This window comes from Streptomyces sp. NPDC058683 (assembly GCF_042716195.1).
GTDB lineage: Bacteria > Actinomycetota > Actinomycetes > Streptomycetales > Streptomycetaceae > Streptomyces.
This window is the reverse complement of the sequence record NZ_JBHXSK010000013.1, coordinates 146858-158955: the sequence shown is the minus strand read 5'-3', so window position 1 is coordinate 158955 and position 12098 is coordinate 146858. Positions and strand designations below refer to the sequence as shown.

Genomic DNA, 12098 nt, shown 5'->3' with positions numbered 1-12098 from the left:
CCTCCTTCGTTGCGCGGCGCCGCCGGCCGGGTGGTGGGGCCGGGTGGGGGGGCCCGGGGGGGCGGCGGCGGCGGGGGGGGGGGGGCGGCGCCCCCCCCCCGCGGCCGGGGTACAGGCCGGTCGTCAGGCTTTCAGCCGCTCCCGGTCGCCCATCACCACGACGGGGTGAAGGCGGGGATCGAGGGTGCGTAGCAGGGTCTTCATGCCGGCTTCGGGAACGGTGACACAGGCGGACGTGCCGTCGCCGTGGTCGAGGTGCAGCCATATGCCGCCGCCCTTCTCCACTCCCTGGGGACGGTTCCAGTCGAACGGCGGGACACCCGTGAGCCGGTTGTAGTCGATGGCGATGACGTAGTCGAAGTCGTCGGCGTGGTCCTCGCCGTCCTCGATCATGGACGCGAAGGCGTTGTCGTCGTACCAGTAGTGCAAACGGCTGCCCGGATCCTCGAGGGACCCTCCCGCATCCGTCAGGGAGAACGCGCCGACGGGACTGCGCTCGTCGTCCATGTGATGGTCGGTCGTCCAGCCCAGCCTGCCGTTGTGCGCGGGCCAACTGCCCGTGCGTTTCCAGGCGGTGCCCTGTTTCTCGTAGAGCACGACGGTGCTTTCGGCGGAGTCCGGGCCGTCGCCGTAGACGACCACGGCCTGGTGGGTCTGGGCCGGTACGTGCTTCCACATGCGGCTTCCGACGCCAGGAAGACGCGGGCCCGCTTCCGGACCGGCGGAGCCGGACGCAGCCGGGTTGTTGACGCCCGGGGCACCGACATGACTCCTGTGCCCGCCGGCTCCGGCGCACGCCGTGGTGCCGGCCAGCAGGACACCGCAGGCGAGAGCCGCGGATATGGCATGACGTGCGCCGCCGTGCCGCGTCAGCAGAGGACAGGGCCGTATGACAGTAGATGTCCGCATGATCAGGATCCTGCGGCGGGACGGCCCGGGCTCGCATCCCGGACACGGCATCCGGCCTAGCGGTCACGCTGAACCCGGGACCCTCGCTCCGGAGCCGACGTGCCGCCCACGACGCCCTGGGGGGCTCGGCCGTGCCGGCCCGCCCCCACCGTCCTCGTCCGGGGTTCGATCGAGTCCTGCGGCCACTCCGCCGACAGCCGCAATGCCCGCCGGGCAGGACGCTCCCCAGTTCGTCTCTCATCCTGCGGTGACATCCGGCCCACCGCAGTCAGTCTCCGGTCGCATGCCCAAGTACCGCTGAGGACCGACGTCTTGGGAACGGCCGGGACCTAGGTTCGGTGGCATGACCACAAGCTCCCGCAGGGCGGCTCTGTCCGCTCTGCTCACCCTCGGCCTGTCCGCTCCGCTCCTGGGTGCCACCGCCGTCTCCCCGGCTCACGGTCGGCGCACGCCGACCCGGGGCACGTATGCGAGCGGGCCGGCGTTACCCCTTCCCGCCGGCCCGTACCCGGTGGGTCGCCGCGTCCTGCACCTGGTCGACCGGCATCGTGCCGACCCCTGGGTGCCGGCGGCGGGGAACCGGGAACTGATGGTGTCGGTGTCCTACCCGGTACGTGCGATCGGAGGCGCACCGGCGGCATACATGACCGTCGACGAGGCACGGCTCCTCTTGGCGGCGAGAGGACTGAGCGGGATCGTTCCGGCCGCGACCGTCGCCGGAACGCGCACTCATGCGCATGTCTCCGCTTCCCCGGCGCCGGGTCGTTTCCCCTTGGTGCTGCTTTCTCCCGGGTTCTCGATGCCGCGCAGCACGCTCACCGCGCTTGCCGACGAGCTGGCCGGCCGCGGCTACGTCGTCGCATCCGTGGATCACGCCTACGAATCTGTCGGCACGGAATTTCCGGGGGGCCGGATCCTGACCTGCGCGGCATGCGAGCAGGTCGACACCCCTGCGGAAGAGGCGGCCGCCGTGCGTGGCCGGGCCGCGGACCTGTCCTTCGTGATCGACGAACTGACGAGCCACCGGAGAGGCGGGGTGCTGTCCCGCATGATCGACCCTCGCCGTATCGGGATCGTCGGGCATTCGATCGGCGGAGCGGCTGCCGCGGCGACCATGTCCGCGGACCATCGCGTACGTGCCGGGGTCGATCTCGATGGTGACTTCTTCGTCCACCCTGCCGGGGCAGGGCTCGGCCGACGCCCGTTCATGATGATCGGTGCCGACTCCACGCACAGTCCCGACAGCGACGACACCGACTGGCCCGAAGCCTGGAGCCATCTGAACGGCTGGAGACGCTGGCTGACGGTAACCGGCGCCGAGCACTTCTCCTTCACCGATCTTCCCTATCTGGCCGACCAGTTGGGGCTGTCGGACCCAGCCGTCCCGCTCTCCGGAGTGCGCGGGTGGTCGATCACCCGCGACTACGTGACCGCCTTCTTCGACCTCCACCTGCGGGACATGCCACAACCGATCCTCGACGGCCCCACAGCTGGCCATCCTGAGGTCGTCTTCCGGGACCGGGTGTAGAAGAAGTTCTTGTCGAGGTACTGCTGGTGATGGCGATCCTCTTCAGGCGACTGATCGCATGGTGGAACCTGTGGGGATCGCGGCCGGCGGACTGGGAGAGAGTCGAAGAACCGGCTCGTGCTGCCAAGAAGTTGATGAGGGCCGTTGGGGCAATCAAGGACGAGCGTCGACTTGGTTCCCACAGGCAGCCATTGAGAGATGCGGAGAAGGCGGTGGAGTCGACCGTAAGAGCTCGCAGCGCGATCTTGGTGAAGTGCCTTGGCCGGCGTGACCGATGTGACGATTCGGCCGTTCGTGAGGGTGAGGGTGAGGGTGAGGGTGAGGGTGCTCGGCCGTGGATCGTGGATGACGACCTGTGGCTGCCGGTCGAGTCGCTGCCGCCCGAGGCGAAGAAGTCGGCGGAATTACTAAGGCGTTCCGGGCCGGTCGAGCAGCCAATTCGCCGCTCGACCAGCCCGACGCGGCATGCAGGGGTTGGCTCAGCAGCCCGTGGCGTTGTAATTCCAGAACGCGGCCCTGGTCTGCGGTCCGGCGATCCCGTCGGGGGTGCCGGCGTTTTCGCCGACGGCGTTCAGAAACTTCTGCAGCGCCGTGATCGTGTTTTTGCCGACGATCCCGTCGACGGTACCGGCGTTGTAGCCCCAGGCGTTGAGCATCCTCTGTGCCGCCATCCAGCTGTTGGTGCCCAGCTGTCCGTCCTCGGTACCGGCGTTGAAGCCCCAAGCGTTCAGGCAGCTCTGCCAGTTCTTGGCCCGGGTGGTGTTCAGGCCAAGGTTGTTCACTGCGAGGGGGGCGACCTGCCGGCTGCTGACCGCAGGCTTGGCGGACTGCTGGGGAGCCGCCACGCTCGCACTCGCACCCGCAAGACCTCCAGCGGCAATGCCGACGATGGCACTTGCGGCAACGAGTGTCCTGGCCAGAGAAGATCGCATTGCTTCCTCTTTCCGATCGACTGCGAAGGCTTTGACGCGACCGCCCATACAGGCCGTCTGCGCCGACCCAAGCGTGCCAGGAGCGTGCGCCCAAATCTTCCGAAAATGCGACCCAATCTCTCGTATGACCTATTACCGGCCATATTTGGGGCATGCTCCGCTGGGGATTCCGACAGAGAGCCCATGAATTCCGTCCCGCACTCGTGCAGCAGCCATCCCAAGAAGAGGACGTCAGAGACATCGCTGAGATGCTGCGCCGCACCGAAATCTCCAGCATCAACAGCGCCGCCCTGGAGTCGATCGAAGACGGCATTGACCAACTGGCCCGCGCCTACCCGTACGCCAACGCCGACTACCTGCGCGAGCGCACCCGCAACGGCCTGCAATACATCACCAAGCAGCTCGAAGGCCGAGTGCCCCTGCGCCGGCACCGGGAACTACTCGTCGACGCCGGATGGCTGTTCTTGCTCAACGCGTGTGTCCGGTACGACCGAGGCCAGCGCGAGGCCGCCAACCTCAGCAAGGCCGCAGCACTGCGGATCGGAGAGGAAGCCGGACACGGCGAGATCAAAGCGTGGGCATGGGAGACGCCCGCCTGGTCCGTGACTCCCTTGATGCCGGCCGCGCGAGGCTGGACCGACTCCCCAGACCCGACCCGACCACCGCTAACACCACTTCATCATCGACCCCGACCAGTGTGACTTCTACGAGATGGACGCCTACCGCCTCCTCGGAGACGACGAACGCGCCGCCGCCCACGCCCGATGGAGGGCAGCCCGGAGCCGAGGACCACCGCTGTTGACGTGGGGCGGGCCTGGGCTCCGTGTCAGAGTCGGCGGTACTTGTCGATGTCCTCCGCGAACTCCTGGATGGCCTGTGCGGTGAGTGTCGGTCGGGTGTCGGCGATGGCGGTCATGTAGTCCTCGGTCGTGGCCGGTCGGCCTTCACGATGGGTGACCTCGCGCTCGAATGCCGCCTGTGCGCCCTTGCGGGCGGCGAATTCGATGTCGGCCGGGGTGAACAGCTCGCTCGCCCGGACGAGTTGGGTGATGTCCACCGACTCGGCGGAGGCTCTGAGATATCGGCTCCAGATCGCCGCGCGGGCGGTTGCGTCCGGCGGGCCGATGGGGATGACGTAGTCGAACCGGCCCGGCCGCAGGAACGCCGCGTCGAGAGAGCGAACCGAGTTGGTGGCGCAGGCCAGCAGCCGCGCGTCGTGCTCGCGGAAGATGGGGATGAGCTTGAGCAGCTCGTTGGTCACGCCGTGCCCGGGATCGACCGCCTTTCCGGAGCGCGCGCCGGCGATCTCCTCGACCTCGTCGATGAAGAGGAGGACCGAGTCCAGTTCTGCCAGGTCCGCGAAGACCTCCCGCAGTGCCACGGCCAGGCCCTCGCTCGTGTCGGCCGCCAGCCGTGAGGGGAAGAGTTCCACGAACGGCCAGCTGAGCCGTGAGGCGACCGCTTTGGCGAAACTGGTCTTTCCGGTACCTGGCGGGCCGAACAGGATGATCGCCTTGGGCGGGGCGACGCCGTACCGGTCTGCCAGCGCCGGTTCGGTCAGCGGGAGCACGACACGGCGTTCGACGACCTGCTTCTCCTGCTCCATGCCGGCCATGGCGTTCCAGAGGCCCTCGGGCAGCATGCGCCCGCCCAGCGTCGCGAGGACCTCCGCGTTGGCGGTCTCGACGGGTTCGAGTTTCTCGTAGTAGGTGAGCCCGTCGCGGAATCGGTAGCCGGAGTTCTCCAGAGCCTTTGTCCCCGCCGCGTCGGCGGGCAGCAGTGCGCTGATGTGGCGCACGCCCAGTGCCCGCAGGCGCCGCTCGAGATCGGAGAGCAGGGCGCTCCCGATCCCGCGCTCGCGCCAGCGGGAGGCGAGCGCCACCAGGAGGATCCACCCCCGCTTTCCGTACGCCTGCGCCACGGCCATGCCGACCAGTTCATCGCCGACAACTGCGACGACCGCCGGCTGTCCGGCCTTGGCCGCCGTCATGACCTCGGAAACCGCGAACACCTGGTCCTCGTCGGCCCGGCGGCTCTGATCCCAGATGTCGATGGCCTGGTCAAGATCATCTTCGTGATATTCACGCAGGTGCCAAGCAGGCATCACCATCACCTCACACGGCGCGGGGGTCCCATTGTTCTCTCCGCGGCGCCGTGTGACGAACCCAGGCGGGCTCCAGGCAGACCGCGGGATCCCCAGGGGGCAGGGGTGTGACAGAAACGAGGGCCGGGAGGAGCGCTGTCGCCTGACGTCGGCCGGCGATCGGCCGGGCTTCCCGAGGGGCCGACGCCCGCGGTGCGTCCTTCGGACGGCGGGAGGGACCGGCGCCCTGCTCGCCGCGTCGGCCCGCCGCCCTCGTCCTCGTCGTGAGCGACGTGATCCACGGTGGGCGAGACGGCCTACCTGACCCCGCCCACCGGGACGGGCGCGACGCCGGTGGGGCAGGACGCCCCTCAGTTCGTCCCCGACGGGTCACTCAGCTTGACCCCCGTCCCGCCCAGCCCGCAGTAGCCCGCCGGGTTCTTGTCGAGGTACTGCTGGTGGTAGGCCTCGGCCGGGTAGAAGGGGCGGCCTTCGGCGGGGAGGATCTCCGTGGTGATCGTGCCGTAGCCGGAGCCGGTGAGGACCTTCTGGTAGGCCTCGCGGCTCGCCTCGGCCGTCGCCGCCTGCTCGGGCGTGCGGGGGTAGATCGCCGAGCGGTACTGCGTGCCGACGTCGTTGCCCTGGCGGAAGCCCTGCGTGGGGTTGTGGGACTCCCAGAAGGTCTTCAGCAGGCGGTCGTACGGGATCAGCTTCGGGTCGTAGACCACACGTACGGCCTCGGTGTGGCCGGTGAGGCCCGAGCAGACCTCCTCGTACACGGGGTTCTCGGTGTGGCCGCCCTGATAGCCGACGAGCGTGGTCCACACGCCCGCCGGGAGCTGCCAGAACCTGCGCTCGGCGCCCCAGAAGCAGCCGAGCCCGAAGTCGGCGATCTCCAGGCCTTCGGGGTAGGGGCCGAGGAGAGGGTTGCCCAGGACGGTGTGGCGGTCGGGGACCTCGAACTCGGGCGCGGGCCGGCCCTTGAGCGCCTGCTCGGCGGTGGGCAGCTGCGGCGTGCGGCCGAAGAACATGGGGAGCTCCCTGCGGTCTGGGGGACGGGGCGGTCGGTCCCGTCCGTCCCGGCGGTCCGGGGCCGCATTGTCCACGCATCCACCCTGCGACGGCACCCCTCACACCATGCCGGGGTGCCGTCCGAATTCCGCCTACTCCGGCGCCGCGGCCGCCTCCGCCACCAGCTTCGCCGTCGTGTTGCGGACCCGGCAGTAGTACGCCGCCGGGTCGCCCCGATAGCGCCACGGCAACGCGTTCACATACCCGTCGACCAGCCTGAACTGTTCGAGCGCCGCCTCGTCCCGGTCCTGGAGGTGGAGGTAGAAGGCAAGGAGATGGCGCAGCTCCGGCAGACGCGGGTGCGCCGGGTCGGCCGCCGCCGCGTCGGTGAGGCCCGCGTCCACCCTCGCCACCATCTCCGGGGTGTTGTCGGCCGCGGTGTCCTCGGACTCGTCGTGCTCGAAGTGGGCTATCAGCGGCAGGGCCGTCAGCAGGCTGCCCAGCGGCGCACCGGCCGCCGCCCGCTCGGCGAAGTCGGCGGCCAGGCGCTGCGAGCCACGCCACTTCGCGCACCAGAACTGCAGCGCCGAGAAGTGCGCATCGAAGTGGTGCGGCGCCCGCGCGGTGATCTCCGTCCACAGCTTGTCCATCTCCGAGTGCGGGTAGCCCAGGCCGAGCGCGACCCATATCTCCGCGATGTACGGCGTCGGGTCGTCGGGGTTGAGGGCAGCGGCCCGCGCGATCTCCTCACGAGCCGACCGCAGTGTGCGGTGGAACGCCTCGAACTGTTCCTCCGTCGTGTGCCGCGCCCGCTTCGCACCCCGCAACTCCCAGGCGAGGATCACCGTGCTGCGCGCCCGCACCACCGCCGCGTCCGGGTCCTCGGGGCGCTCCTTCTCCCAGGCCAGCAGCCAGTCGTCCGCCTCGGCGGCGCGCTCGGCCAGCAGGTAGGTGACGGCCGACCGGCGCTCCCAGTCCCGGCCGATGGCCTCCAGCAGGGCGGCGCCGGCCCGCCAGTCACCGCCGGGCACCGCCGTCAGCGCCACCGCCCACTCGGCGGGCAGCGGCGCTGAGAGCTCCGTGTTCTGCCGCTCGGCGGGCAGCAGACCGGCCTTCTCGGCGGCCTGGGCGCCCAGGCCCTCCTCGTCATCGGAGGCGGAATCGGACTCGGACGGGCTCGGGGAGAAGAACTCCTTGAGGAACACCCCGGCCAGCCACAGCACGAAGAGCAGCGTCGGGACGGCGAGGATGCCCAGGATCCACAGCAGAACAGTCATCGAAGGTCGCTTTCGGGGTCAGGCCGGCTGGGGAGCCGGGGGGAGCAGTGCGCGCAGCGGGGCGGTGTCGGGGTGGTCGGCCAGCGCGGCGTCCACGGCGGCGGCCAGCGCGGCCTCCGTGCCCGCCTCCCCGTCGAGGTCGGACGCCGAACCGGGCAGCCGCACCGACGCCGGCCGCGACCAGGAGAACTCCCAGTGCAGCAGCGACCTTGCGCTGAACTCCGCCAGCACCATGCTCTGCAACGAGTCCCGCAGCACCGGCCGTACGAACTCCCGGAACGCCCGGCCCTTCGCGGCCGCCGCCTGCTCGGACAGTGGCAGCCGCTGGGCCAGCTGCCACAGCTGACCGTCGTCGATCACCGTGAGCAGCGCGGGCAGCGACGGCCGGTCCTTGGTGTAGAAGGCGAGCGCCCGGTGCAGCGGGGTGTCGAGCGAGGCCAGCCCCGCGGCCATCGAGCAGCCCAGCAGCTGTTCCCACTCCCCGGCGCGCTCGAACTGCCGTACCTCGTCGGTCAGTACCGCGTCCTCCAGCGCGGCCAGGGTCCGGGCCGGGTCGGCGAGCAGCGCGAGCGCCGGGCCGCCGTCCTGGCCGCCGCGCCCGTCGGCGGGCAGCTCCTCGATCCGCAGCACCCGGTCGGCGATCGGCGGATGCGAGTCGTACGGTGATGCCGGCTCCGTCGGCAGCTTCTCCCGCAGCCTCGTCAGCTCCGCCTCGCGTGCCGTGAGCATCCGGCCGAAGCCGCCGAAGAACTGGCCGTGCGGCGGCAGCCGGCGGGCCGTGACGCCGAGCGTGGCGTACGACTCCAGGTAGAAGTCGTGCGCCGTGGCCAGGACCGGGATCTCGCGCAGCGCCGAGGCGGTCGCGTCCCGGCCGGCGATCCGCGCGGCGGCCAGGTCGGCGGCGTACTCCTGCGCGCGGGCCGTCGACAGCGTGGCCCGCATGTAGAGCTTCGCGTAGGCCGTGTAGATCGCCGCCATCAGCCGGTAGGTGACCCCGGCGCCGGCGGTGTCGATCTCCTTGGCCTTCTTGCCCTTCGCGGTCCGTTTGGCGGCGGCCTGCTGCTGCCGGGTGCGCTCGGCGGCCTCCTTGCCGTCGGCCTTCGCGTGGAAGTGGCCGACGGTCCGCCCGATCTGCACCCGGCCGCGTACCACGAGGGCCGACAGCCGGGTGTCGCCGCCGGTGAAGTGGCCGTACTCATGGGCGAGTACGGCCTTGAGCTGGGCCTCGGTCAGCCCGGTCAGCAGCGGCACACCCAGGTAGAGGCTGCGCGGTCCGGGGCGCAGGCCGAGCAGCCGGGGGTCCTCGCTGACCGCCGCGTTGACGTCACCGGTGAGCACGATGGTGTCCGGTGCGCGCGTGCCCGTCGCCGCCGCGAGCTCCCTCACCAGCGCCCACAGCCGGGGCTCGGCGGCCTCCGTGACCGCGAGGCCGACCGGGCCGTCCCCCTTGGGAGTGCGGAGCATGAACATGCCGCGGACGACCGGGATCGCCAGTACCACCGAGACCAGCACGATCTTTCCGGCGACGGGTCCGTGCGCCCAGGTGACCGAGGCCACGTCGAGCGCGGCCAGCGCCGCCAGCAGAACGAGGCCCAGCAGATAGAAACCGCAGAGCAGGACAAGGGCGCGCAGCGCCCGCAGAGTTGCGCCCATCGGGCAGATCCCCCCCCCCACAGGACCCCAGAAAAGGGAACCGACAACGACATGAAAAAAGAACGGGACCGCACGGAAGCGGACGGAAGTGGACAGGTGCTTCGTGCGGGTGGTGCGGGTGTGGGGGGATGCCGGAGTATGCCGTACCGCAGGTCAGGACGGCAATTCAAGCGCCCCGCAAGAGGTGCGGAGCGCAGTCCGGAAGCGGCCGCCGCCTGAGCGCGCCCAGCTCCCCACTCGCCCGCAGCCGGCACACGACGTGTCTCTTGGCCGGCGTCCTCAGCTGAGCAGCGACGCCGGGCTTCCGCCGTTCGCCTCGTAGCCCGCCACCGCCAGCGCGCGGTAGAGGGTGAACTCGGCGGCCGGGTTCGCGGACAGCGTCCACGGCAGGGCCCCCACATGCCCGTCGACCCGTATCAGCTCGCCCATGGCCTCCGCCCAGCGCTCGGAGCGGACCAGGAAGAAGACCAGCAGATGCCGGACGTGCGCGAGCATCGGGTCGTCCTGGCGGGCCGAGTGCACCGCGTGCAGGGCGCCGTGGACCGCCTTGGTGACGACCTCGCTCTGGTAGAAGCTCGCCACCAGGTTCACCTCGGGGAGGTGCTCGAAGACCGCGAACAGCGGCATCGCGGCCAGCAGCGAGCCCTGCGGGGCGCGCGCGGCGGCGGCCTCGGCGAAGGAGTACGAAAGCTCGCGCGAGCCGTGCCACTTCTCGCACCAGTAGTGCAGGGCCGCGAGATGCGCCCCCATGTGCGTGGGCGCCCGGTCCAGGATCTTCAGCCAGAGCTTCTCGAACTCCGGCTGCGAGTAGTTCAGCCCGCGCGCCACCGACAGCTCGACGATGTACGGCACCGGGTCCCCCGGGGACAGCAGCGCCGCCTGCCCGCAGGCGTCCCTGGCCTCCTCCATGATGATCCGGAAGTCGTCCGTGCCCGGCGTCGAGGTCCGCCAGGCCTGCTGGACCAGGAACTCCGCGTGCACGGCCGCGCCGCCCGCGTCCTTGGGCTGCTCGGCGCGCCACACCCGCAGCCACTGCCCGCCCGGCATCTCGCTGACCCCGCCCGGCCGCTGCTGGAGCTCCAGCGCCGCCGCGCCGGCGAAGGCCTGCACACGCTGCCAGCGCAGCTCGCCCGCGATCTCCGTGCCCGCGAGCAGCTGCGAGGCCGCCCGGTAGTCCTGGGTGTGCTGCACGACGTCGAGGACGTCGAGCAGGTCCTGGTCGGGGCCGGGCATCCGGATGTCCAGGTCCTCCTCGCGCACGAAGCCGTAGTCCGCCGGGTCGGCGGCGTCCGGGTGGCTCGGGTGCACCTGCTCGATCATGCCGCGCCGCCGCAGGACGGGGAGCAGCACGAAGCTCAGCAGGAGCAGCGCCATCAGGGCCCAGAGAATCGCCATGCGTCAAGCGAACCAGACGGCGCGGACAATTGGCCAACCGGTGGTCGCGACCTGTGGACAACGTGGGGCCGGAGCGCGGCTGGGGACTGGTGTGGGCTCGCCGCACAGCTCCCCGCGCTCCTTCGGGGCGCGTGAGCACTAGGCTCAGTACCCATGAGCGACAGGCACATCAGTCAGCACTTCGAGACGCTCGCCATCCACGCGGGCAACACGGCGGACCCCCTCACCGGTGCGGTCGTCCCGCCGATCTACCAGGTCTCGACCTACAAGCAGGACGGCGTCGGCGGCCTGCGCGGCGGCTACGAGTACAGCCGTAGCGCCAATCCGACCAGGACCGCCCTGGAAGAGAACCTCGCCGCGCTGGAGGGCGGGCGCCGCGGGCTCGCGTTCGCGTCCGGGCTCGCGGCCGAGGACGCCCTGCTGCGCACCCTGCTCAGCCCCGGCGACCACGTGGTCATCCCGAACGACGCCTACGGCGGCACGTTCCGGCTGTTCGCGAAGGTCGTCTCCCGGTGGGGAGTGGAGTGGTCCGTCGCCGACACCAGCGACCCGTCGGCCGTGCGTGCCGCGATCACCCCGAAGACCAAGGCGGTCTGGGTGGAGACCCCGTCCAACCCGCTGCTCGGCATCACCGACATCGCGGCCGTCGCACAGGTCGCCCATGACGCGGGCGCCCGGCTCGTCGTCGACAACACCTTCGCCACGCCGTACCTCCAGCAGCCGCTCTCGCTCGGCGCGGACGTCGTCGTGCACTCGCTGACGAAGTACATGGGCGGTCACTCGGACGTGGTCGGCGGCGCGCTGATCGTGTCGGACCAGACGCTGGGCGAGGAGCTGGCGTACCACCAGAACGCGATGGGCGCGGTCGCCGGGCCGTTCGACTCGTGGCTGGTGCTGCGCGGCACCAAGACGCTCGCGGTGCGCATGGACCGGCACAGCGAGAACGCCACCAGGGTCGCCGACATGCTGAGCCGGCACGCGCGCGTGACGCGGGTCCTGTACCCCGGCCTGCCCGAGCACCCCGGTCACGAGACCGCCGCCAAGCAGATGAAGGCCTTCGGCGGCATGGTCTCCTTCCAGGTCACGGGCGGCGAGGAGGCCGCGGTCGAGGTCTGCAACCGCGCCAAGGTGTTCACCCTCGGCGAGTCCCTGGGCGGCGTCGAGTCGCTGATCGAGCACCCGGGCCGGATGACCCACGCCTCGGCGGCCGGTTCCGCGCTGGAGGTGCCCGCCGACCTGGTGCGCCTGTCCGTGGGCATCGAGAACGTCGACGACCTGCTGGAGGACCTCAAGCAGGCGCTCGGCTAGGT

The 12098-nt window shown here is 70.7% G+C and carries 10 protein-coding genes; 3 read left to right on the top strand and 7 right to left on the bottom strand.

Going from position 1 to position 12098, the window contains the following annotated elements; genetic code table 11:
- Positions 1 to 123: 123 nt before the first annotated feature.
- A complete protein-coding gene (locus ACFWXC_RS16535; RefSeq protein ID WP_384479201.1) occupies positions 124 to 678 on the bottom strand; it encodes a hypothetical protein in 555 nt (184 codons plus the stop codon).
- Positions 679 to 1252: 574 nt separating this feature from the next.
- On the opposite strand from ACFWXC_RS16535, the gene ACFWXC_RS16530 reads away from it, so the two are divergent.
- Complete coding sequence (locus ACFWXC_RS16530) at positions 1253 to 2437, top strand: alpha/beta hydrolase family protein (protein ID WP_384479199.1); 1185 nt, start codon at positions 1253 to 1255, stop codon at positions 2435 to 2437.
- A gap of 479 nt (positions 2438 to 2916) precedes the next feature.
- Here the strand turns inward: ACFWXC_RS16530 and ACFWXC_RS16525 are convergent, their stop codons facing one another.
- Positions 2917 to 3369: a peptidoglycan-binding protein gene (locus tag ACFWXC_RS16525; protein ID WP_384479197.1), complete on the bottom strand. Its 453-nt coding sequence runs from the start codon at positions 3367 to 3369 to the stop codon at positions 2917 to 2919.
- A 152-nt stretch (positions 3370 to 3521) separates the two neighbouring features.
- Here ACFWXC_RS16525 and ACFWXC_RS16520 point away from each other — a divergent pair, with 152 nt between their 5' ends.
- Positions 3522 to 4070 (top strand): hypothetical protein, encoded by a 549-nt coding sequence (locus ACFWXC_RS16520; protein WP_384479195.1) that lies wholly within the window; start codon positions 3522 to 3524, stop codon positions 4068 to 4070.
- Between the two features lie 125 nt (positions 4071 to 4195).
- Here ACFWXC_RS16520 and ACFWXC_RS16515 read toward each other — a convergent pair whose 3' ends face one another.
- The 5 genes from ACFWXC_RS16515 to ACFWXC_RS16495 form a co-directional block, all read right to left on the bottom strand.
- Positions 4196 to 5479 carry an ATP-binding protein gene (locus ACFWXC_RS16515; RefSeq protein WP_384479193.1) on the bottom strand — a complete coding sequence of 428 codons (1284 nt, stop codon included), beginning with the start codon at positions 5477 to 5479 and terminating at the stop codon, positions 4196 to 4198.
- A 344-nt stretch (positions 5480 to 5823) separates the two neighbouring features.
- The gene (gene msrA, locus ACFWXC_RS16510; protein WP_384479191.1) at positions 5824 to 6483 is read right to left on the bottom strand and encodes a peptide-methionine (S)-S-oxide reductase MsrA; all 660 of its coding nucleotides are present in this window, start codon (positions 6481 to 6483) and stop codon (positions 5824 to 5826) included.
- Positions 6484 to 6615: 132 nt separating this feature from the next.
- The gene (locus ACFWXC_RS16505; protein WP_384479189.1) at positions 6616 to 7740 is read right to left on the bottom strand and encodes a hypothetical protein; all 1125 of its coding nucleotides are present in this window, start codon (positions 7738 to 7740) and stop codon (positions 6616 to 6618) included.
- Positions 7741 to 7758: 18 nt separating this feature from the next.
- Positions 7759 to 9393 (bottom strand): M48 family metallopeptidase, encoded by a 1635-nt coding sequence (locus ACFWXC_RS16500; RefSeq protein WP_384479186.1) that lies wholly within the window; start codon positions 9391 to 9393, stop codon positions 7759 to 7761.
- 279 nt (positions 9394 to 9672) lie between these two features.
- A complete protein-coding gene (locus ACFWXC_RS16495; protein WP_384479185.1) occupies positions 9673 to 10788 on the bottom strand; it encodes a hypothetical protein in 1116 nt (371 codons plus the stop codon).
- A 153-nt stretch (positions 10789 to 10941) separates the two neighbouring features.
- Between ACFWXC_RS16495 and ACFWXC_RS16490 the strand changes: the two genes are divergently transcribed.
- Positions 10942 to 12096 (top strand): cystathionine gamma-synthase, encoded by a 1155-nt coding sequence (locus ACFWXC_RS16490; RefSeq protein WP_384479183.1) that lies wholly within the window; start codon positions 10942 to 10944, stop codon positions 12094 to 12096.
- Positions 12097 to 12098 lie beyond the last annotated feature (2 nt).